Genomic DNA, 19,874 nt, shown 5'->3' with positions numbered 1-19,874 from the left:
AGCGGAGCCGGTCTGTACTCCCGGCCTCATTGCTCCGTCAAGATGCCACCGGCACGCACGAAGATGTCGCGCATCCACGCGTGGGCGGGATCGTTCCGGTACGCGGGATGCCACCAGAGCGCGTTGGACAGAGGAGTGGCCTCGAACGGCGGGTCGAGCAAGGCGACGCCATCGAACCGCTCGATCAGCCGGGCGATACCGCGCTGCACCATGGCCAGCCGGCTGGTGCCGATGACGAACTGGGGGACCGCGAGGAAGCTCTCGACGACGACTTCGACGCGGGGCTCCAGCCCGAGCTGCTGCAGCTGGCGGCTCGCGGACGTGAACGCCGTGCGGGTCTGGTACGTGAGGACCCAGCTGGCGCTCGCGAGATCGTCGAGGGACAGCCCGCGGGCGACGGCCGGGTGGTCTGCTGATGCGACGACCACCCACTCGTCCCGCCACAGATCGGTGAACGGCAGATCCGACAGGAAGCCGTGCGGGAGGACGATGCCGTCGACGGAGCGCAGGCGTTCAGCCGCGTCGTCGACGATGGTGGGGGTGTGCAGCAGGAATCGGAAGCGGATGTCGGGAGCCAGACCGTGGCTCAGCCGGGCGACGACCGGAGCCGCCGTGGCCATGCCGTAGTCCGACAGGTAGATCGAGAACTCCCGCGTCGAGTCCGACGGGTTCCAGTCCGCTTCGATCTCGAAGACGCGACGCGCGCCCTCCAGAACGGTCGGCACGAGCTCGGCGAGCCGCGCGCCGAGTGGTGTGAGGTCGTAGGTGTTGCCCCGGCGGGCGAGCAGCTGGTCGCCGAAGTGCGTGCGAAGTCGAGCGAGCGATGCGCTCAGAGTCGGTTGGCTGAGGTGGAGTCGCTCGGCTGCGCGGCTCACACTGCGTTCGCTCAAGAGGGCGTTGAGCGCCACGAGCAGATTCAAGTCGAGACGCGACAGCGGCGCTTCGGCGTTCATGTCGTCCTCGGAACCCGCTCCCGGAAATCGCCCTTGAGTATCGACCGAGTCTATAACTGCAGCGGTGGGATTGGGGTGGTCGATGGTGGGCCAACCGCCGACGACTCGCGCGATCATGGCGCGGAGCCGGTGCCGGTGGTTCAGTAGGTGGCACGGTCGCCGCCGACTCGAGCCGGCGACGAGCCCGGACGTGATTTCCGAAAGCTGGTAGATGATGGCGTCAGATCTCCGGAGCTCCGAGTGGTATTCGGCAGGCGACAGGAACGCCTACATCCATCGCGCGTGGATGCGGCGGGGAGTTCCCGACACCGCATTCCGGGGTCGTCCGCAGATCGCCATCGCCAACACCGCCTCGGATCTCACGCCCTGCAACGCGCACCTCGACGAGGTGGCGCAGTCGGTCAAGAACGGCATCTACGAGGCGGGCGGCATCCCTCTGAACCTTCCCGTGGTGTCCCTGGGCGAGGCGCAGGTGCGCCCGACGGCGATGCTGTGGCGCAACATGATGGCCATGGCGACGGAGGAGATGCTCCGTGCCAATCCGATCGACGGCGTGGTGCTGCTGGGCGGCTGCGACAAGACGATCCCGGCGCTGCTCATGGCCGCGGCATCCGTGGATCTTCCCGCCGTCGTGATCCCCGGCGGCCCCATGCTCACCGGCCACTTCCGCGGCGAGGCGCTCGGCTGCGGAACGGATGTCTGGCGCCTTAGCGAGGAGGTGCGCGCGGGCACGCTCAGCGAGGCGCTGTTCAACCGGTCGGAGTCGTCGATGATCCGGTCGAAGGGGCACTGCAACACGATGGGGACCGCCTCGACCATGGCGCTCGTCGCCGAGGCGCTCGGCACGATCTTCCCCGGTCTCGCCGGCACCCCGGCGCCTGACAGCCGGCTGCTGGAGGCCTCGCACGAGACGGGGAGGCTCGCGGTGCGGCTGATCGAACAGGACCGCCGCCCCTCGACGTTCCTCACGAAGGCGAGCTTCCACAACGCGATCGTCGCGCTCGCCGCGATCGGCGGCTCGACGAACGCGGTGGTGCACCTGCTCGCCATCGCCGGTCGGCTGGGCATCGATCTGACCATCGACGACTTCGACCGGATCGGCGCGGAGGTGCCGCTGCTGGTGAACCTGCAGCCCGCCGGCCGCTACCTGATGGACGACCTCTACCGGGCCGGCGGATTCCTCGCGGTGCTCCGCGAAGTGCAGGACCTGCTCGACCCCAGCGCACTGACCATCACCGGCCGTCCGCTCGTGGACTACCTCGACGACGCACGCATCTGGGACGCGGACGTCATCGCACCCCGCGATGCACCCCTCATCCCGGCCGCGGGCATCAGCGTGCTGCGCGGATCCCTCGCCCCGGGCGGCGCCATCATCAAACCCGCCGCCGCGTCGCCCCACCTCTTGAAGCACCGCGGGCAGGCGGTGGTGTTCGACTCGATCGAGGACTTCCACCGCCGCATCGATGACCCCGGCCTCGACATCGACGAGGACTCGGTGATGATCCTCCGCGGCTGCGGGCCCATGGGGTACCCGGGCATGCCGGAGGTGTCGAACATGCCGCTGCCGAAGAAGCTGCTCGAGAAGGGCGTGCGCGACATGGTGCGCATCTGCGACGGACGGATGTCGGGCACCGCCTACGGAACCGTCATCCTGCATGTGACCCCCGAGGCGGCCGCCGGCGGGCCGCTGGGACGGGTGCAGACGGGCGACTGGATCGACCTCGACGTCCGCAACCGTCGCCTCGACGTCGAAATCCCCGCCGACGAGCTCGCCGCGCGGGGTGTGAACGACGCGACCGTGCAAGGCTTCGCGAACCCCCGCCGCGGCTGGGAGCGCCTCTACGTCGACCACGTCATGCAGGCCGACACCGGGGCCGACCTCGACTTCCTGGTCGGGTCGAGCGGCTCGAAGGTCTCGCGCGAGTCGCACTGAGGACCATCGTCCCTCGGCGCTCGGGAGCTCGATGCCGGAGGTCTTAGTTCTCGGCGAGCGCGATCCTGTTCCCGCCGGCGGCCTTTGCGCCATACATCGCCAGGTCTGCGCGGCGGATCAGCTGCTCGGCCGGCGATTGGCTGCCCTCGGGGGCGATCGCTACTCCGATACTCGCGCTCAATCGCTGATGGGTGGCCGGCCGCGTCAGATCACCGCGGAGCAGATCAAGGATCCGCTGGCTGAGTGCGAGAGCTTCGGGTTGCTCGGAGATCTCACAGACGACGACGAACTCGTCGCCGCCGTACCGGGCAACGAGGTCACCTGCGCGCACACCGGACAGGAGGCGTTGCGCGACATCCCTCAGCATCCGGTCGCCGGCCTGATGGCCGAGTCGGTCGTTCACACCCTTGAAATCGTCGAGGTCGATGAACAGCACCGCGCACCGCGAAGCGCCGACGATCTGGTCCATCTGGGTCTCCAGGAGCCGCCGGTTAGGGAGGCCGGTCACCTCGTCATGGCTCGCGGCGTGCGCGAGCTGGGCCTGCAGCCGAAGCGTGGCGAGCGCTTGTGCGGCCTGCCCTGCCAACGCCTCCGCCAGCGGCGTCGCCTCGTCGTCGAATGTGCGTTCGTGATGGAACCAGCTGACGAACGCGCCGAAGTCCGCCTCCTCATGGTGCAGCGGCGCGGCGATGAACGCGCGGACACCGGCCGCAGTCATCGCGGGTCCGAGCCCGGCGACCATTCGCTCGCCGGTCTCCGCGTCGAGGACCTTCTCAACCCGGCGTGCTGCGCTCACGGACCTGAGAAGCGGCCCGAGGTCGATCCGACCGTCGAAGGCGTCGGTGCCGGCGGCGATCGCATACGTTCCGTCGGGCTCTACCAGGTAGACCGCCGACGTCTCGGCGCGATAGGCCCGGGCGGTTGTATCGGCGAGGATCTCCGCGAGCCGCTCTTCGGTGGTCGAGGATGAGAACGCGATGGACGAGTCCATCACCAATTGGAGCCGAGTACGCGTGCGGTCTGCGAGCGCGTAGCGCCGGCGCAGGTCGGTCAATGCACGGAACCTTTCCGACGCCTCCTCGATGACGAGGAAATCCCCTTCGGAGCGTGGGTGGCGACTCACCATGACCGCCCGTTCGCGATCGCGGGCGTGGACCATCATCCACGGTCCCGGCCCGGCGCCGGCCGGGAGCAGATCACCCGGTGCAGGGACGAGAAGCTCGTCAACCGATCGGCCGACCATCTCGTCAGCGCTCGTCCCGTACCACTCCCTGAACCAGTGATTCGCCTCAGCGATCACGCCCGACCGCTTCAAGCGCACGACACCCGCCGGGAGCGCATCTGCGCTGCGTCGTTCCACGCATCCTCCCTCCGGCGGCGTCGGCGGCGTCGAGCGAGCCGGTGTTCGAACCATACAGGTGAGCGGGGCGCGTAGGCACCTCGATCGCTCAGTCGCAGCTTCCCTCGACCTGGCACGCCCGGGCGGTGTCAGTCGTGCTGGGGGAGTGTCACGTGCCGGGGTGCGGGGGCGTCGGTGGTGGCCGCCCAGGTCGCGAGGAGCTTCAGCGCGTCCTCGGAGGATGAGCCCGGTTCGGCCGTGTAGGTCGACAGCTGCAGGCCCAGGTCGGCGGGAAGCTCGAAGGCTTCGTAGGTGAGTTCGAGGTCGCCGACGACGGGGTGGTGGAGGCGTTTGACGCCGGTGCGGTGATAGCGGACGTCATGCGCGGCCCACAGCGTGCGGAACGTCTCGGATCGGGTGGACAGTTCGCCCACGAGGTCGGTGAGTCGCTTGTCGAAGGGGTTGCGGCCGGCGTCGCCCCGCATGGCGGCGACGAACTCCTGGGTGACCTTGTCCCAGTCGAGGTAGAAGTCGTGCGCGGCGGGGTTGAAGAACGCGAACCGGGCGCTGTTGGGCGCCGGCTCCGCGAACACGGGTGAGTAGAGCGCACGGCCCAGGCGGTTGGCGGCCACATAGTCGTAGTAGTTGTCGCGGATGATCGCAGGCGCGTCGGTGATGGCGTCGAGCAGTCGCTGGATGCTGGGACGCACGGTCGTCGTCGTCTGGCGCGCCTTGCGGGCGACGGGGGACGCGTTGGCGGCTCGGGCGAGGTCGTGCAGGTGCGCGGTCTCGGCGTCGTCCAGCTGCAGCGCCCGGGCGAGAGACTGCAGGACGGTGTCGGACACGCCGGAGAGGTCGCCGCGCTCGAGGCGCGTGTAGTAGTCCACACTCATTCCCGACAGCAGCGCGACCTCTTCGCGACGCAGCCCGGGCACGCGCCGGTTGCCGCCGAATGCGGGCAGTCCCGCCACGTCGGGCGTGATGCGTGCGCGCCGGGTGGTGAGGAACTCGCGCGCTTCGCTGCGGTGATCCATGTCCTCGACCGTACGCCCGTCTCCTGACCCGAGGGGGGTACTGACGGTACCGGTCACGCCTGTCACTGCCGGACGAGCACGCGTGCGCGTTGAATGGAGGCAGTTCGAGAACCGGAGGAATCATGCACACGAGAGAACTCGGCCAGGGACTTCAGGTCTCGGCCATTGGACTGGGCGCGATGGGCATGTCGATGTCGTACGGGCCGAACCCCGGCGACCGCGACGACATGATCGGCGTGCTGCGATATGCCGTCGAACAGGGGCTCGCGTTCATCGATACCGCGGAAGTGTACGGCCCGTACGTCAACGAAGAACTCGTGGGCGAGGCGATCGCCCCGATCCGGGACCAGGTCGTGGTGGCGACCAAGTTCGGATGGAACATCGTCGAGGGGCGGATGGTGGGCACCGACTCGCGTCCGGAGCAGATCCGCCGCGTCGCCGACGCGTCCCTCCAGCGCCTCGGCGTCGAGGCCATCGACCTGTTCTACCAGCACCGTGTAGACCCCGAAGTGCCCATCGAAGAAGTCGCCGGCACGGTCGGCGAGCTGGTCGCGGCGGGCAAGGTGAAGCACTTCGGTCTCTCCGAGGCGGGCGCCCAGACGATCCGCCGCGCACACGCGGTGTTCCCGGTGACCGCGGTGCAGAGCGAGTACTCGCTGTGGACCCGCGACCCCGAGACCGAGGTTCTGCCGGTGTGTGACGAGCTCGGCATCGGGTTCGTGCCGTTCAGCCCGCTCGGTAAAGGCTTCTTCACCGGCACCGTCACCCCGGACGCGAAATTCGAGGCGGGCGAGATCCGGGCACACGTCCCCAGGTTCCAGGCCGAGAACCTCGCGGCGAACCAGTCGCTCATCGACCACGTCACCGCCCTGGCCGCCGCTCGCGGCGCCACCTCGGCGCAGGTGGCGCTCGCCTGGCTGCTCGCGCAGCGTCCCTACATCGTCCCGATCCCCGGCACGCGCCGCCGTGAGCGGGTCGACGAGAACGCCGCCGCGACGACCGTCGGCCTGTCCGCTGACGACATCGCCGATCTCAACGCTCTGGTTGTGCGCCTCGGCGTCGCCGGCGACCGCTACGACGAGTCGGGCATGCGCATGGTCGCGCGCTGAGAGCTTCCCAAGGACCTGGTCGCGGCGCTCGGCCGGTGTCTGGGTGCAGCGCAGGTCACCCCTTGTGCTGCGCCCGGTACTGGGTCGGACTGACGCCGTGCACCCGGCGGAAATGGCGGGAGAAGTACAGCGGGTCCGCGTAGCCGACGGCCGCAGCGATCTCGCCGACGCTCACCGTCGTCGTGTCGAGCAGGCTCCGGGCGCGCGCCATCTTCACCGAGGTGTGGAACGCGCCGGGCCCGCTTCCGGTCGCCCGGCGGAACAGCGCGCTCAGGTGGGAGGGCGACATGCCCACCATCGCGGCCAGCTCGCCCACCTGGATGTTGCTGTCGACGCGAGCCTCGAGGAAGTGCATCGCTCGTTCGATGGGCGAGCCCTCCGCCGGAAGGATGCTGTCGGCGACCACCCGCGTCAGCAGCTGCCACGCCACGCCCGAGGCCGCGAGCAGGTGCGCGGGGGAGTGACGTCGCTCGAGCAGGCTCACGAGCTCGTCGAACAGCGCAGCGACGCCGTCGATCGCGCGCAGGCTGGTGAGCGGGCGGGGGATGCCGAGCAGCGGCCCGGTCAGCTCGGAGACGTCCGTGCCCCGGACATGCATCCACCAGATCGTCCATGGATCGTCGAACGACGCCTGGTAGTCGTGAGGCTGGTGAGCCGGGATGGTGATGCAGGTGCCCGGCGTGAGCGCATACGCCGTGCCGGCGATCCGCACGACGCCGGTACCCGCGACGCACAGGATCACGATCGTCTCTGCCGCGCCGTTCGTGCGAGTCCGCCGGTGGCCTCTCGCAGCGGGGAAGTGTCCAGCATCCGTGACGGTCATGCGCCGCGTCCCCGCCCGCTCGAGAGCCGCCTCGACCTGGGGTCGGGGGACGACGCAGAGGCGTTGGTTCTCGAAGCCGTCCTTGCGATAGAACGGTTCGCCGGTGATCGGTGTTTCGTCCATGAAGTCCCTCATTCTCACCATACCTCCGCGTGCGGACGGCTCGTAGCGTCGTATCCGCTCGCAACGTTCGCGAAAGAATCCACCCGGCACTCCGCCGCAGTCTCCCGAGGAGGTCAGCGATGACCGCTGAACGGACGGACGTCGACACCGTGGACAGAGGCCCGGTTCTCGATACGTCGCACGATCCCCATGAGAAGCTCCGGCTTCCCGATATCCCCGCCCACCTCGAGGCGGCGCTCGGACGAGGAGAAGCCGTCGCCTGGCGTGAGCCGCTGACCATCCGCACGTACGAGCCGGGTGAGCCGAGCCGCTACCCGATGTTCCTCGACCACCGGGTGTATCAGGGATCGAGCGGCAAGGTGTATCCGCTGCCGTTCACCGAGAACGTCTCCGATGAGCCGACGCTGCGCGACTGGGATGCGATCCATCTCGAGAACGAGTACGTCCGCGTCGTCGTGCTGCCGGAGCTGGGCGGTCGCATCCACATCGGCTACGACAAGACCACCGGCTACGACTTCTTCTATCGCAACAACGTGATCAAGCCTGCCCTGGTAGGGCTCGCAGGGCCGTGGATCAGCGGGGGCGTCGAGTTCAACTGGCCGCAGCACCATCGGCCGGCGACGTACCTTCCCGTCGAGGCATCCATCGAGTACGACGACGACGGCACGGTGACGGTCTGGTGCCACGACCACGATCCGTTCGCCCGCATGTCGGCGCAGCACGGCGTGCGGCTGCGTGGGGGCAGCTCGGTCGTCGAGCTGGCCGTCCGGCTGCACAACCGGACAGACGAGCGTCAGACCTTCCTCTGGTGGGCGAACGTCGCGGCTGCGGTCCACGACGACTACCAGTCGTTCTTCCCCGAGGACGTGCGCTACGTCGCCGATCATGCCCGCCGCGCGCTCACCGCCTTTCCTGAGGCGGACCGGCCGTACTACGGCGTCGACTATCCGGCGCTCGCGCAGACCGCCCCCGATGCGAACCGCATCGACTTGTACAAGAACATCCCGGTGCCGACGTCGTACATGATCGTCGACTCCGGCCAGGACTTCTTCGGCGGGTACGACCACGCCGCCGGCGCCGGTTTCGTGCACTGGGCCGAGCGTCGGCTGTCGCCCGGCAAGAAGCAGTGGACGTGGGGGACCGGGCCCCTCGGGCAGGCGTGGGACGCGCAGCTCACCGACGGCGACGGCCCCTACGTCGAGCTCATGGCCGGCGTCTACACCGACAACCAGCCGGACTTCAGCTGGCTCCTCCCCGGCGAGACCAAGGTCTTCACTCAGTACTGGTATCCGATCCCCGCGATCGGCGCCGCGCACCAGGCCACGCCCGACGCGGCGGTGCACGTGGACCGCGACGGCACGTTGGCGGCGTCCTTCGCGGTGACGCGATCGCACCGAGGCGCGCTCGCGCGCATCGTCCGCGACGGCGAGGTGCTCGCCTCGCAGAGCGTCGACATCGACCCGGGCGTGCCCTTGCGGCTCGAGACCGACGCGCGATACGACGGCCAAGAGGCGATCGCGGCCGAGCTGCTGACATCGGCGGGACAGCTCCTGGTGCGGTGGAGCCCGACCGTCGTCGGCGACGAAGAGCCCTGGGTCGCCGAGGAGCCCCCCGCTCCCGACGCGATCGACTCCGTCGAGGAGCTCTACCTCACGGGCCTTCACCTCAGCCAGTACCGTCACCCGACGCGCTCGCCGCTGGCGTATTGGAACGCCGGCCTCGAGCGTGATCCCGGTGATATCCGCATCAACCTCGCGCTCGCGGACCGGGACTATCGCGCCGGAGACTACGTCACGGCTCTGGGGCGGGTGGAGACGGCGCTGAGGCGGCTCACCCGTCGCAACGCGAACCCGGTGGATGCCGAGGCGTTCTACCTGCAGGGGCTGGTGCTGCGCCGGCTCGGGCGGATCGCCGAGGCCGAGCAGGCCTTCAGCAAGGCCGGCTGGGACGGCACCTGGGCGGCGGCAGCAGGGTTCGCCCTCGCCCAGTCGCTGGCGTACCGGGGCCAGAACCGCGCCGCACTGCGCGTCCTCGACACCCTCGACGGGGTGGTCGGCCACGACGCACGCCGTGTCGCCCTCCGCGCGATCCTGCTCCGCCGCTCCGGAGCGGACACGGATGCCGAAGCCGTCCTGCTGCGTGCCCTCGAGGCCGATCCCCTCGACGCCACCACCAGGGCGCTCGCGGGTCGACCCCTGACGGACGAGGCCGGGCTGCTGCTCGACGTCGCGTTGGACCTGCGCAATGCCGGAGCGCTGGACGAGGCGCTGCAGGTTCTCGAGTGGGCGTCGACGGCAGCGGCCGCCTGGTCCGGGAATGTCCGCCCGATCGCGCACTACATCGCCGCAGCGCTCCACGAGACACGCGGCGACACCGCCCGTGCTGAGGAGGAGCGCGAGCGCGCCCGGGTCTCCGACCTGACGCGAACCTTCCCGTTCGGGCTCGATGCGCTCGACGCGCTCGAGGCGGCACTCGCGGCGGACCCGGATGACGCCGTGGCGCATTCGCTGATCGCGATGCTGCTCTACGCGCACGGGCGGCGCCCCGAGGCGCGCGCGCACTGGGATCGGGCGATCGCGCTCGGACGCGTCGACGCCGTCCTCTTCCGCAATGCCGCGCTCGCCGCCTACAACATCGGTCACGACGACGCCCGCGCCTGGGATCTGTATGAGCGAGGGGTCACGGCCGCGCCCGACGATGCCCGCCTCCGGTACGAGCAGGACCAGCTGGCGATCCGGCTCGGACAGTCCCCGTCGGAGCGCCTGCGCCGGCTCCGGCCGGTGGAGACCCTCGTGCTCTCTCGCGATGACTTCACGATCGAGTACCTGCACCTGCTCGTCGACGCCGGCGAGGCGCAGCGGGCGCTCGAGGTGCTGCTGACGCGATCCTTCCACCCCTGGGAGGGCGGCGAAGGCCAGGCGATCGCGGCATGGGACGCGGTGCTCGCGGCCAACGGCCTGCCGCAGACCGACCCGCCCGCGACCCTGGGCGAGGCGCGCCTCCAGCACGTTCCGCCCGTGGCCCGCCACGCCAGCGGGGAGACGGACTACTTCGCCACGAGCCTCCCTGAGCTCCTGCTGTTCGCGCGCGAGACGACCGAGGACTGATCGGGCCCGTCACCGCCGCCGGACCCAGCGGGGACCGTAGGCTGAGCGTGACCGAGGAGGAGCCCAGGTTGATAGAGGTAGCTCGCCTGACGCGACACTTCGGTTCTCGCGTCGCCGTGGACGATGTCAGTTTCACGGTGGTTCCTGGCAGCGTCACAGGGTTGCTCGGCCCCAACGGCGCGGGCAAATCGACCACGATGCGCATGATCCTGGGCTTGGATCGGCCGACCTCCGGCACGGCGCTCATCGACGGCGCACCGTTCTCCCACTCGAAGGCACCGATGTCGACGGTGGGCGCGCTGCTGGATGCGACCGCGGTGCATCCTGGCCGCACCGGCCGGACGCACCTGCGTGGGCTGGCGGCCACCAACGGCATCGGCGACCGTCGGGTCGACGCGGTGCTGGCGATGACCGGATTGACGGATGCCGCGGCGCGGCGCATCGGCACCTACTCGCTGGGGATGCGTCAACGGCTCGGCATCGCGGCCGCGCTGCTCGGCGATCCGGCGACGCTCGTGCTCGACGAGCCGGTGAACGGGCTGGATCCCGACGGAGTGCACTGGGTGCGAGAACTCGCGCGATCTCTCGCGGCGGAGGGCAGGACGATCCTGATCTCCAGCCATCTGATGAGCGAGATGGCCTTGACCGCCGACCGGGTCATCGTGATGGGCAGAGGGCGTGTCATCACGGACGGGCCCATCGCGGACGTCATCGCGCACGCCACCCGCTCCTCGGTCCTCGTCCGCTCGCCGCGCAGCCCTGACCTGGCCGCCATCGTCACCGCGAACGGCGGGCGTGTGGAGAGCACGGCACCCGCTGGCGCACTGGTGCTCACGGACATCACCGCTGAGGCGATCGGAGACCTCGCCGCAGCTCACGCGATCCCCCTGCACCAGCTCGTCTCACAACAGGGCTCCCTGGAAGACGCGTTCCTCTCGCTGACCGAGGGTGAACAGCAGTTCGCCGCGGGCCAGCCGGCCGACAAGGAGTCGCGATGAGTGTCGCCCAGACCGCTCGCGACAATCCCGTGACGCTCGCGCGCGCCATCCGATCGGAGGGGATCAAGCTCGCCGGGCTGCGCGCCACGAAGTGGCTGATCGGCGCCGCCCTCGTCGCACCGTTCCTGATCACCCTCATCTGGGCGTCCGCGGCGTCGGGACCCGTCGATGCGGCCGCGGTCCTGGACACCGCGACGCCGTCCTCGTTCGCGACGTTCATCATCCTCATCCTCGTCGGGATCATGACGGCGACCTCCGACTATGAGAGCAACGCCGCGGTCCAGACATACAGCGTCGTTCCCGCGCGAACACCCGTGGTGCTCGCGAAGTACACGCTCGTCGCGGCGATCGCCCTTGCCGTGTCCCTGGTCACCTCCGTCGGCACGTTCGCCCTTGCCGACGTCCTGAGAGGCGGAGGACTGGACGCGTGGTCGCCGGAGGTGATCCGGGTCCTGCTCGATCTCTCCCTCGCGGAAACGTGCGGCGCGCTGATCGGCGTCGCGGCCGGCCTGATCGTCCGCTCCTCGATCGGTGCCCTGGGAGTCGTCCTCGGCTTCTTCTACCTGGTGCCCCTGATCCTCGGCCTCATCCCCGTCGGTGCCGTGAACCTGATCGGGAAGACCATCCCCGGATCATCCCTCACCACGCTCGCCTCCCTCACGAGCGAGGATGGCCAACTCGATCCGCTCACGCTCATCCTCACCACCGTGCTGTGGACGGCCGTCTGGCTGGTGGTCGCGGCCATCGCTGTCAAGCGGCGCAACGTCTGACGCCCACGGCTCGGGGCTCCGGGGGAACGCGGGTGACCGACGTCGGTCGACCCGGTGGATCAGCGGATCCACCCGGCGTCACGGCCGATGCGAGCGGCGTCGTGGGAGCTCACGGCATCCAGCTTCACGCGGACGGAGATGAGCAGGTTGCGGACGGTGCCCCGGGCGAGGTGCAGGCGGGCGGCGACACCGCCGACGTCAAGGCCCTCTCCGGTGAGCTGAAGGACCTCCGTCTCGCGCTCCGTCAGCGGAGACGCCGGGATCGTCAGCGCCTCCGCCGCCAGCACAGGATCGACGTAGCGCCCGCCCTCGTGGACGCGCCGGATCACATCCGCGAGCGTGGAGGCCGGAGCACCCTTCACGACGAAGGCGCGCGCCCCGGCGCGAAGCGCTGCCGCCATGTGCACGGGGCGGCCACGGCCCGTGAGGATCACGGTCGCGCATTCGGGGCGCGCCCGCTCGAGTTCGGCAGCGGCCTGCATGCCATCGAGTACCGGCATCTCGAGGTCCATCACCGCGACATCCGGGCGGTGCCGCAGCGCCGACTCGATGGCGGACCGACCGTCACCGGCCTGCGCGACGACCTCGATATCGGGCTCCAGGTCGAGCAGCAGCGCCAGCGCGGTGCGGATCAGATCCTCGTCGTCCGCGAGCAGCACGCGGATCACGCCGCCCCTCCCAGCTCTGCACGCAGCTCGAACGTGTCGTCGTCCTGGATGATCGTCAGGACGCCGCCCGCCTCCCGAAGCCGCTCGCGGACTCCGGCGAGGCCTCCGCTGGCGGAATCGCGGTGCGTCGCGCCGTGCGCGGCGCCGTCGTTGCGCACCATCAGCACGGTTCGGCGGTCGACGGTCATCAGCGCGATCTCGCACCAGGAGGCGCGGCTGTGCCGCAGCACATTCGTCACGGCCTCCCGAGCGATCGGTGCGAGAGTCGCGAGGCGTCGTCCTGCCGGATCGCCCTCGACACGAACCGTGCACCGCACTCCCGAGGCCTCGAGCACGCGGCGCAGGGCGTCGATCTCGTCAGCCAGCTCCACGTATCGCGAGCCGGCGACCGCGGCCCGCATCTCTTCGAGGGCGGAGGCGGCCAGACGCCGGATCTCGGCCGCTTCACTCGAGTCCCGAACGCCGTCGGTGCCCCCTGCGGCGTCCGGCGGCGCCGGGCGCGCCGCCGACGTGCGGCGCTCGAGCAGCTCGGCCTTCAGGGCGATGACGGTGAGGGTGTGACCGAGGATGTCGTGCACCTCACGGGCGAACCGGAGCCGCTCCTCGCTGACGGCGAGCGCGGCGATCGCCTCGCGGCCCGCCTGCGCATCCGCGATCACGCGCCAGAGCCAGAGCACGCTGACGTTGACGACGGCCAAGCCGGCGCCGATCACTGCGACGATGACCAGCGCCTGTCGGGCCTGCCCGCCGGTGAGTGAGGCGACGGCCGCGCCGATGACGCACACGGCCGCGGCGGCGACCACGACCCATCGCGGTCGCAGCAGGACGGGAAGCGTCCCCACGACCGCCGCACCGATCCATGCCCACGACTGCCAGCTCCCCGCCGCCACCGGTCCCACCAGTGCGATCGACAGCCCGGTGGCGATGACGAACGCCGCGGTCCATCCCGGTCTGCCCCGCACTCCGCCGGGCGCCACAGCCCCGTAGAGCACTCCCGCCTGCGTGACGGCGAAGCACAGCGTGCCGATCGATCCCAGCACGATCCACGTCGGCCGCGGCTCTCGGATCACTCCCACGCCCGGCATGAGCACGCTGGTCACGACGGCGCCCGCCAGCCACGCAAGAGTGAGTGCACGAGCCCTGACCAACCGACGGTCGTCGAGTCCGCCGTGCGACGCGATGCCCATATCGACCGAATCTCCGTCGGCGGATACACGTTCCGACCGTGCGATGCCCACGGAATCGCGTGCATCGCTCCCGTAGGACCGATCGCCGGTCGGACGGACCCTGGGGTCATGTCCACACCGCTCTTCTCCGCATCCGCACTCCCGAGGCGCCGCGACGGCGCCCGGACCACTCCGTTCCGCGGGGCGCTCCTCGGCGCCCTCGAGCTCCTCACCGCCGCGACGGTGTCGATGGTCCTCGTCGACCAGATCACCGCGCTCGTGCTGAGTCTCCTCGGGCGGTCGTCCGTGCTCGCCCAACCCGCCGGTGTCGCCGTCGTCATGACCTTCGATGTCTGCGCGGGCACCGCCGTCTGGATGCTCGCGCGCGGCCGCTCGAACCGCTCCATACTCGGCATGGTGATCGTCACGGGCGCCGCCTTCGCCCTGCCGCTCCTGCCGTTCTGGCTGGGCGGGATCTCCGGTCCGACGGCCGTGCTCCTCGGCCATGTGCTCGTCGTCCCTGCGATCGCGCTGCTCGTCGCCATCCTGCCCGGCGATCTGGCGTCCGGACGCAGCCGGCCGATCGCGGAAGCGCCCGACTCCGGCATCCGTCTCCGTCGTCTCTCGCGTCGGTGGCCGACGCTCCTCGCGCTGCTGCTCACGTTCGGTGAGATCCTGCACCCCGACGTCGCGCCGCCCTGGGCGCTCGTCGTCCTCGGCGCCGAGTATCTCGTCATCGGTCTCGCTCGTCGCCAGTTCCGCGATCGGCGGCTGCTCACGCTCCACGCCGCCGGCGCGTTGGCCTATGCGGCTCTCGCGACACTCGCCGTGTTCGTCACCCCTGAGGCCGCCGGCATCCTCATCGGGATCGGCTGGCTGCTGCACGCGGGTTGGGATGTCGTGCTTCATCGCAGCAACGTGGTGGTGTGGCGATGGTTCGCCGAGGCGTGCATCGTCATCGACGTCGTGGTCGGCGTCACCGCCATCGTCGCAACGGTCGCGATGTGGAGCTGACGATGAGCAGGAGCAGCCGTCTTCCGCTCGGCGACGTCGACCTCTGGTTCGAGGAGCGCGGCGCCGGTCCCACCGTCCTGATGATGCACGGAGGATTCAGCGACTCCCGCGATTTCGAAGACAATCTGGCGGCGCTCCGTTCGGAGTATCGGCTGCTCCTGCTCGATCGACGCGGGCACGGTCGCACGGCGGATGTCGACGGGCCGCTGACCCTGGAGGTGATGGCGGCGGACTCGATCCGCTTCATCGAGGCGGTCGCGGGAGGTCCGGTGGCCGTCGTCGGATACAGCGCCGGCGCTGCGGTGGCGCTGCGGGTCGCCGCGCGCCGACCGGAGCTGGTGACCGCGCTCGTGCTCTTCAGCGGGTGGTTCGATGCGGACGGACTCCTCGTCCGGACCGCTGCGACGGCTGACTGGCCGGCCGAGATCGTGCACGCCTACGGCGAGGTCTCGCCGGACGGACTCGACCACTTCCCCGTCGTCGCCGCCAAGATCGCGGCCGCCGCCCGCGACGAAGCGCCATTGACGGCGAGCGACCTCGGCCGCATCACCTGTCCGGCACTGGTGGCCGCAGCCGACGACGACCTCGTCGCCCTCGAGCACACGATCGAGCTGTACCGGGGGCTCCCGGACGGCCACCTCGCGGTGCTGCCGGGCGCCACGCACCTCCTCCTGCACGAGCACCCGGAGGAATGTGCCCGCCTCGCCGCCGACTTCCTCGCCGGCCGCAGGGGTCCTCGGCGGATGCCGTTCTCCCGTTCCGCTGAGGCAGGGCGCGACAACTGAAGCGACGAACCTCGAGCTCCCGGTGAGACCGAGGCCGAGCCGCGCGGTCACGTCAGCAGCCCCCGCTGGAATCCCACCGCCACCGCGGCGGCGCGATCGTTGACGCCGAGCTTGTCGTACACGTGGAGGAGATGCGTCTTGACGGTCGCCTCGCTGATGAAGAGCTCTGCCGCCACCTCTCTGTTCGATCGGCCCTGGGCGATGAGCGAGAGCACCTCCAGTTCGCGATCGCTGATCGGCGATCCGGGCTCCCTCACCTGGTGCATGAGCCGGGTGGCGATGGTGGGCGAGAGCACCGACTCGCCTCGCGCCGACGCTTCGACCGCCCGCTTCAAGTCGTCGATCGGGGCGTCTTTGAGGAGGTAGCCCGTCGCGCCCGCCTCGACCGCGGGCAGCACTTCACTGTCGGTGTCGAAGGTCGTCAGCACCAGCACGCGAGCCGTGATCCCGAGCTCGCGCAGGCGCCGGATCGCACTGACACCGTCCAGACGCGGCATCCGCAGATCCATCAGCACGACGTCGGGGTCGAGCGCGCGCGCGAGCTCGACGGCATGAGCGCCGTCGCTCGCCTCACCCACCACGTCGAATCGCGGGTCGCCCGCGAACATGCCCCGGAGTCCGTCCCGGACGACCGGGTGGTCGTCGGCGATCAGCAGGCGGATGGCGACGTCAGGCATGCGAGCCTTCCTCCGAGGTGCGCGCGCCGATGGCGGGCAGGGTGGCCGAGATCGCCGTGCCGGAGCCGATCGAGGATTCGACCTCGAGGTCCCCGCCCAGCCGAGCCACGCGCTGCCGCATGGACGTGAGACCGAAACGCCCGTCGCCGGAGTTCTGCGCCGCATCGAATCCCACGCCATCGTCGCGGATGTCGAGGGCCACTTGATCGTCCATATACGAAAGGGTGACACCCACGCGGCTGGCGTCCGCGTGCTTGGCCGAGTTCGAGAGCGCCTCCTGCGCGATGCGCACCACGGTGGCCTCGACCTCCGGATGCAGGGGGCGCGTGTCGCCCGTCACCGACACCGTCGCGCGGACGCCGTTCCGATCGCTCCACTCCGCCGCGATCGCGGCCACGGCATCGGGCAGCAGCGTCGCATCGAGCTGTGCGGGGCCGATCGCGCGGACCGAGCGCCGGGCCTCCTCCAGTCCGTCGCGCGTGAGCCGGATCGCGTGGTCGAGGTGGTGACGCCAGGCGAGGTCGTCGCCCGCGATTCCGGCGCGCTGCGCGGCCTGCAGCTGCGTCGCGATGCCGGCGAATCCCTGGGCGAGCGTGTCGTGGATCTCGCGCGCCATGCGCTGCCTCTCCTCGCGGATGCCGGCCTCGCGGGCCTGAGCGACCAGCCGCTCATGCAGCTCCGCGTTTTCGGCGATCACGTCCTGCAGCTGGGTCACCGTCTGCTGATACGCGGCGCTGCGCTCCGCCGTCACGTCGCCCAGCATGCTGAAGAGGACCACGAGCGGCACGGTCAGCACCACGAACGACACATACGCGGCGAACTGGAGCGGAGTGCCGAGAACATCGCCCATGAGAGCGGCGACGTTGATCATCGCCGTGAGGGTGACCCCCACATAGCGCCACGCGCCCCGGAGCACCGTCCAGGCGTAGAGGTAGCCCGTGAAGCCGAACAGGCCGGCGAACCAGGGGTTGCGCCACCCCAGGATCGCGATCAGCACGAGGAGCCCGACGAAGAAGATCACTCCGGGTTCGCGTCGTGTCGCCATGAGCCACAACCAGAGCACCGCGACCGCCGCGACGCCCAGGGTGATGAGGCCGTCAGGCCACTCGGCGCCGAGCACCGTCGTCACGACGGTCGGCACGAGCAGCAGCACGTAGGGCGCCACGGCCAGCATCCGTTCGATGCGGTTGTGGCGCTCTTCGAGCTTGCTCGACTGCGGGATCGCGATCACTCCCAGCGGAACAGTATGACGGCGGCGAGGCTGACGCAGACAGCGTACGCGGCCATCACCCCGAGCGACAGCGCGCTGCCGCCGCCGTCCCAGGCTGCGGCCAGTGCGTCGCGAAGGGCCCCCAGGGGAGTGAACGCCCCGATCGCGAGAACGGCGGGAGGCATGAGTGGCGGAGGAAGGATGAGACCCCCGAGGTACGCCAGCGGGAAGTAGAGCAGCACGCCGATGCCGTTGGCCGCACGGCCGTTCGGGGCGACGGCGCCGATCAGGAGACCGCAGGAGAGAAGACACGCGAGCCCCAGGACGACGGCGGCTGCGAATGCCACCACGTCGACCGGGAGCGCCGCCCCCATCGCCGCTCCCACCGCGACGAGGAGGGTGCAGCTCGCCACTGCGAGCACCGTCTGCAACAAGAGCTGCACGCCGAGCAGACGCGCGGGCGACAGGGGAGTCACCGAGAGCCGACGCAGGATGCCCCGCTCCCGGTACGTCGCGAGGGTGGTCGGCACGAGGTACAGCCCGAACAGGCCGATCGCCGTCGCGAGGGTGGTCGGCAGCACCGCCGTCGCGCCCGCCCTGCTGGACGCGCCGAACACGACGAGGAGGAAGACCGGGATCGCGACGGTGAAGAGGGATGCCGGATCTCGGAGGAGCAGCCTCCCCTCGATCGCTGCGAGAGTGGCGGTCGCGGACACGGGGGAGCGGGGATCGCGCCGCGCCATCGTTGACATCAGGAAGCACCTCCGTCGCTCGACCGGTCGGCCAGTGACATGAAGGCATCCTCGAGCGTCGTGTCGGAGACGCGTACATCGGTGATCGGCACCTCGTGCTCGGCGAGCGCGGCCTCCACGCGCGCAGCGAGGTCCCGGCTTCCGGTGACGGTCACCGAGCGGCCGAGGCGCCGCACGTTCATCACACCGGGCAGCCCGTGGAGGAAGTCCATGTCGGGGGTGGTGGACGCGCCCCCGGCGAGCACGAAGCGCATCGTCCTCTCGCCGCCCAGCCGAGCGGTGAGCATGGCGGGTGAGCCGACCGCGACGATCACTCCGCCGTCGAGGATGGCGACCCGATCGCACAGATACTCGACCTCGTCCATGAGGTGCGACACGATCACGACAGTCACGCCGGTGTCGCGCAGCCGGCGCACGAGTTCCCAGGTCGCGTGACGCGCGTTCGGATCGAGCCCCGTGGTGAGCTCGTCGAGGAACACGACCTCGGGCTGCCCGACGAGAGCCAGCGCGATCATCAATCGCTGGCGCTCACCCCCGGAGAGCTTCGCGTACCGCACCGAGCGGAGACGGACGAGATCCCACTCCTCGAGAAGCACGCGCCAGTCCGTCGGGCGCGCGTAGAACGAGGCGTACAACCGCAGCGCCTCAGCCACCGTGATGTTGTCGGGCAGCTGGGCGCTCTGAAGCTGCACCCCGATGGACTCGCTCAGCCGGCGCCGCTCCTTCCACGGGTTCATCCCGAGCACGCGCACCGACCCCGCATCAGGACGGCGAAGTCCCTCCAGGATCTCGACGATCGTCGTCTTTCCGGCACCGTTGGGCCCAAGGATGCCGAAGATCTCCCCGCGTTCCACGGTGAACGTCACATCGTCGAGCACGGTGCGGCCGGCGTACCCCTTGCGGAGTCCGGCGATCTGGGCGACGGGCATGATCTCAGGCTGGCGCGCCCTGCCCGCCCTCGCGTCACCAGGTCGGCTGAGAAGGCGGGCGGCGCCGGATGATTCCACGCTCCACCGTTCGGTTGATGCGCGCTCAGCCGGCGAGAGCCGGCGCATCATCGCAGGGCTCCGAACGTCGTCGCCAGAAGCCGCATCAGCGCTGCGTACTCGCGTTCGCGCCGGTCCTTCTCGGCGAGCCGCAGCCGATGGTGCTCTTCGTTGGTCAGCACCGGTGTGCGCCGTCGGCGGGAGAGCACCTTCGTGAATCTGTCGAGCGGTGCCGCGAGCCGACGGGTGAGCAGGGCCGCACCATCGAGCGGTGCGGCCCTGCCTTTGACGGAGGAGGGGTATTCGTTCTGTGCCATGCTTCGACGCTCGCGCGACGAGCACGCAGGCACATCCAGCGATCGGCGCCGTCTCGATGACGCAGCGGCTGCGCCGGTGATCGATCGATCGGCTGACGGCGGGATCCGCC

Annotated in this window: 18 protein-coding genes; 7 read left to right on the top strand and 11 right to left on the bottom strand. The window is 70.0% G+C overall.

Annotated features, from left to right (window positions below; genetic code table 11):
- Window positions 1-26 precede the first annotated feature (26 nt).
- On the bottom strand, window positions 27-953 hold the full coding sequence (locus tag B2K11_RS14065) for a LysR family transcriptional regulator (RefSeq protein ID WP_163618968.1): 927 nt from the start codon (window positions 951-953) through the stop codon (window positions 27-29).
- A gap of 214 nt (window positions 954-1,167) precedes the next feature.
- On the opposite strand from B2K11_RS14065, the gene B2K11_RS14060 reads away from it, so the two are divergent.
- Window positions 1,168-2,886 carry an IlvD/Edd family dehydratase gene (locus B2K11_RS14060; protein ID WP_163618966.1) on the top strand — a complete coding sequence of 573 codons (1,719 nt, stop codon included), beginning with the start codon at window positions 1,168-1,170 and terminating at the stop codon, window positions 2,884-2,886.
- Between the two features lie 43 nt (window positions 2,887-2,929).
- Here the strand turns inward: B2K11_RS14060 and B2K11_RS14055 are convergent, their stop codons facing one another.
- Window positions 2,930-4,186: a GGDEF domain-containing protein gene (locus B2K11_RS14055; RefSeq protein ID WP_163618964.1), complete on the bottom strand. Its 1,257-nt coding sequence runs from the start codon at window positions 4,184-4,186 to the stop codon at window positions 2,930-2,932.
- A 188-nt stretch (window positions 4,187-4,374) separates the two neighbouring features.
- Complete coding sequence (locus tag B2K11_RS14050) at window positions 4,375-5,259, bottom strand: helix-turn-helix transcriptional regulator (RefSeq protein WP_163618962.1); 885 nt, start codon at window positions 5,257-5,259, stop codon at window positions 4,375-4,377.
- A 122-nt stretch (window positions 5,260-5,381) separates the two neighbouring features.
- Between B2K11_RS14050 and B2K11_RS14045 the strand changes: the two genes are divergently transcribed.
- A complete protein-coding gene (locus B2K11_RS14045; protein WP_163618960.1) occupies window positions 5,382-6,368 on the top strand; it encodes an aldo/keto reductase in 987 nt (328 codons plus the stop codon).
- Between the two features lie 55 nt (window positions 6,369-6,423).
- Here B2K11_RS14045 and B2K11_RS14040 read toward each other — a convergent pair whose 3' ends face one another.
- Window positions 6,424-7,314 carry an AraC family transcriptional regulator gene (locus B2K11_RS14040; protein WP_163618958.1) on the bottom strand — a complete coding sequence of 297 codons (891 nt, stop codon included), beginning with the start codon at window positions 7,312-7,314 and terminating at the stop codon, window positions 6,424-6,426.
- 119 nt (window positions 7,315-7,433) lie between these two features.
- Between B2K11_RS14040 and B2K11_RS14035 the strand changes: the two genes are divergently transcribed.
- From B2K11_RS14035 to B2K11_RS14025, 3 genes are all read left to right on the top strand, one after another.
- On the top strand, window positions 7,434-10,421 hold the full coding sequence (locus B2K11_RS14035; protein ID WP_163618956.1) for a DUF5107 domain-containing protein: 2,988 nt from the start codon (window positions 7,434-7,436) through the stop codon (window positions 10,419-10,421).
- Window positions 10,422-10,537: 116 nt separating this feature from the next.
- Entirely contained in the window at window positions 10,538-11,419 is an 882-nt protein-coding gene (locus tag B2K11_RS14030; RefSeq protein WP_239526066.1) for an ATP-binding cassette domain-containing protein, read from the top strand.
- Window positions 11,416-12,189: a hypothetical protein gene (locus tag B2K11_RS14025; RefSeq protein WP_163618953.1), complete on the top strand. Its 774-nt coding sequence runs from the start codon at window positions 11,416-11,418 to the stop codon at window positions 12,187-12,189. The genes B2K11_RS14030 and B2K11_RS14025 overlap by 4 nt, the downstream gene beginning before the upstream one ends.
- A gap of 59 nt (window positions 12,190-12,248) precedes the next feature.
- Here B2K11_RS14025 and B2K11_RS14020 read toward each other — a convergent pair whose 3' ends face one another.
- Both B2K11_RS14020 and B2K11_RS14015 read right to left on the bottom strand, forming a co-directional pair.
- Window positions 12,249-12,857, bottom strand: a complete 609-nt coding sequence (locus B2K11_RS14020; RefSeq protein WP_163618951.1) for a response regulator transcription factor — start codon at window positions 12,855-12,857, stop codon at window positions 12,249-12,251.
- Window positions 12,854-14,044, bottom strand: coding sequence for a histidine kinase (locus B2K11_RS14015; protein ID WP_163618949.1), 1,191 nt, complete (start codon window positions 14,042-14,044; stop codon window positions 12,854-12,856). Before B2K11_RS14015 ends, B2K11_RS14020 begins: the two co-directional genes overlap by 4 nt.
- Window positions 14,045-14,152: 108 nt before the next feature.
- Between B2K11_RS14015 and B2K11_RS14010 the strand changes: the two genes are divergently transcribed.
- Both B2K11_RS14010 and B2K11_RS14005 read left to right on the top strand, forming a co-directional pair.
- The gene (locus B2K11_RS14010; RefSeq protein WP_163618946.1) at window positions 14,153-15,037 is read left to right on the top strand and encodes a hypothetical protein; all 885 of its coding nucleotides are present in this window, start codon (window positions 14,153-14,155) and stop codon (window positions 15,035-15,037) included.
- A gap of 2 nt (window positions 15,038-15,039) precedes the next feature.
- The gene (locus tag B2K11_RS14005) at window positions 15,040-15,822 is read left to right on the top strand and encodes an alpha/beta hydrolase (RefSeq protein ID WP_163618944.1); all 783 of its coding nucleotides are present in this window, start codon (window positions 15,040-15,042) and stop codon (window positions 15,820-15,822) included.
- A 47-nt stretch (window positions 15,823-15,869) separates the two neighbouring features.
- Here B2K11_RS14005 and B2K11_RS14000 read toward each other — a convergent pair whose 3' ends face one another.
- The 5 genes from B2K11_RS14000 to B2K11_RS13980 all read right to left on the bottom strand — a co-directional run bounded on the left by B2K11_RS14000 (window position 15,870) and on the right by B2K11_RS13980 (window position 19,764).
- Complete coding sequence (locus B2K11_RS14000; protein WP_163618942.1) at window positions 15,870-16,499, bottom strand: response regulator transcription factor; 630 nt, start codon at window positions 16,497-16,499, stop codon at window positions 15,870-15,872.
- Window positions 16,492-17,730, bottom strand: a complete 1,239-nt coding sequence (locus B2K11_RS13995) for a sensor histidine kinase (RefSeq protein WP_204260136.1) — start codon at window positions 17,728-17,730, stop codon at window positions 16,492-16,494. Before B2K11_RS13995 ends, B2K11_RS14000 begins: the two co-directional genes overlap by 8 nt.
- Window positions 17,727-18,461, bottom strand: coding sequence for an ABC transporter permease (locus tag B2K11_RS13990; RefSeq protein ID WP_204260135.1), 735 nt, complete (start codon window positions 18,459-18,461; stop codon window positions 17,727-17,729). Before B2K11_RS13990 ends, B2K11_RS13995 begins: the two co-directional genes overlap by 4 nt.
- Window positions 18,461-19,390 carry an ABC transporter ATP-binding protein gene (locus tag B2K11_RS13985; RefSeq protein ID WP_163618940.1) on the bottom strand — a complete coding sequence of 310 codons (930 nt, stop codon included), beginning with the start codon at window positions 19,388-19,390 and terminating at the stop codon, window positions 18,461-18,463. The genes B2K11_RS13990 and B2K11_RS13985 overlap by 1 nt, the downstream gene beginning before the upstream one ends.
- 125 nt (window positions 19,391-19,515) lie before the next feature.
- Window positions 19,516-19,764 (bottom strand): hypothetical protein, encoded by a 249-nt coding sequence (locus tag B2K11_RS13980; RefSeq protein WP_163618938.1) that lies wholly within the window; start codon window positions 19,762-19,764, stop codon window positions 19,516-19,518.
- Window positions 19,765-19,874: the final 110 nt, after the last annotated feature.

The sequence above is a fragment of the Microbacterium sp. B35-30 genome, assembly GCF_010634855.1.
Taxonomy (GTDB): Bacteria; Actinomycetota; Actinomycetes; order Actinomycetales; family Microbacteriaceae; genus Microbacterium.
This window is presented reverse-complemented; position numbering and strand designations above follow the sequence as displayed.

Bases quoted from the DNA above. Each gene is read 5' to 3' on its own strand.
- B2K11_RS14065 (WP_163618968.1), bottom strand. From the start codon at position 953: ATGAACGCCGAAGCGCCGCTGTCGCGTCTCGACTTGAATCTGCTCGTG.
- B2K11_RS14060 (WP_163618966.1), top strand. From the start codon at position 1,168: ATGGCGTCAGATCTCCGGAGCTCCGAGTGGTATTCGGCAGGCGACAGG.
- B2K11_RS14050 (WP_163618962.1), bottom strand. From the start codon at position 5,259: ATGGATCACCGCAGCGAAGCGCGCGAGTTCCTCACCACCCGGCGCGCA.
- B2K11_RS14045 (WP_163618960.1), top strand. From the start codon at position 5,382: ATGCACACGAGAGAACTCGGCCAGGGACTTCAGGTCTCGGCCATTGGA.
- B2K11_RS14040 (WP_163618958.1), bottom strand. From the start codon at position 7,314: ATGGACGAAACACCGATCACCGGCGAACCGTTCTATCGCAAGGACGGC.
- B2K11_RS14035 (WP_163618956.1), top strand. From the start codon at position 7,434: ATGACCGCTGAACGGACGGACGTCGACACCGTGGACAGAGGCCCGGTT.
- B2K11_RS14025 (WP_163618953.1), top strand. From the start codon at position 11,416: ATGAGTGTCGCCCAGACCGCTCGCGACAATCCCGTGACGCTCGCGCGC.
- B2K11_RS14015 (WP_163618949.1), bottom strand. From the start codon at position 14,044: ATGGGCATCGCGTCGCACGGCGGACTCGACGACCGTCGGTTGGTCAGG.
- B2K11_RS14010 (WP_163618946.1), top strand. From the start codon at position 14,153: ATGTCCACACCGCTCTTCTCCGCATCCGCACTCCCGAGGCGCCGCGAC.
- B2K11_RS14005 (WP_163618944.1), top strand. From the start codon at position 15,040: ATGAGCAGGAGCAGCCGTCTTCCGCTCGGCGACGTCGACCTCTGGTTC.
- B2K11_RS14000 (WP_163618942.1), bottom strand. From the start codon at position 16,499: ATGCCTGACGTCGCCATCCGCCTGCTGATCGCCGACGACCACCCGGTC.
- B2K11_RS13990 (WP_204260135.1), bottom strand. From the start codon at position 18,461: ATGTCAACGATGGCGCGGCGCGATCCCCGCTCCCCCGTGTCCGCGACC.
- B2K11_RS13985 (WP_163618940.1), bottom strand. From the start codon at position 19,390: ATGCCCGTCGCCCAGATCGCCGGACTCCGCAAGGGGTACGCCGGCCGC.
- B2K11_RS13980 (WP_163618938.1), bottom strand. From the start codon at position 19,764: ATGGCACAGAACGAATACCCCTCCTCCGTCAAAGGCAGGGCCGCACCG.